Consider the following 674-nt stretch of genomic DNA (forward strand, 5'->3'; position numbering starts at 1 on the left):
CGTGGCGGTCGCCCGCGTCGTCCGCCGTCTCGACGTCCGCCATCTCGCGCGCCCGGATCGCCTCCACGACGATCCGGTAGTCGACGACGAGCCGGGCGTAGCGGTCCATGAAGTCGGGCGCCTGCGTATCCCGGGCCAGCTCGTCGGCGCGGGTGTCCAGTGCCCGGGCCTCGGCGGCCAGTCGCTCGTCCTTCGTCCCCAGCGCCGCGGCGAGCATGTCCTCGTGCAGCTCGCCGAGCTGGCGACGCCGCACCTCGGCGTCGCCCTGCTCCATGCGGAAGAGCTGGTCGATGTTCTGCTCCGCCGTGGTCATCTGGTCGACCGTGGTGTGGGCGGTGTCGATGTCACCGGCCTTGGCGCGGAACTCGGCGTCCGTCGAGTCGGGCCGCAGGTCACCGATCCGGCCCATGACGGTGTCCAGCGCGAGGAACCGGCCGCGCACGTCCTCCCACTGGGAGCGCAGCTCGTCGTCGGCCAACGGGGAGGTGAGCGAGTTGGCGCGGATGTCCAGCCCGCTGAGCTCCCCCGCGACCCGTCCGTATTCGCGGGAGACCCGGTCGTACCGCTCCCTCGCCGTCGTCGCCTTCTTCTTGCGGCTCGCCGCGACCCCGGCGCCGACCGCGCCCGCGACGACCACCCCGGCCCCGGCGAACGCCCACGGCAGCCACGCCGGC

Annotated in this window: 1 pseudogene; it reads right to left on the bottom strand. The window is 73.7% G+C overall.

Going from position 1 to position 674, the window contains the following annotated elements:
* Positions 1 to 674 (bottom strand): annotated as a pseudogene (locus G6023_RS13895) (DUF5129 domain-containing protein); the annotation flags it as partial.

Source organism: Dietzia sp. DQ11-71 (genome assembly GCF_014144995.1).
Classification (GTDB): domain Bacteria; phylum Actinomycetota; class Actinomycetes; order Mycobacteriales; family Mycobacteriaceae; genus Dietzia; species Dietzia kunjamensis.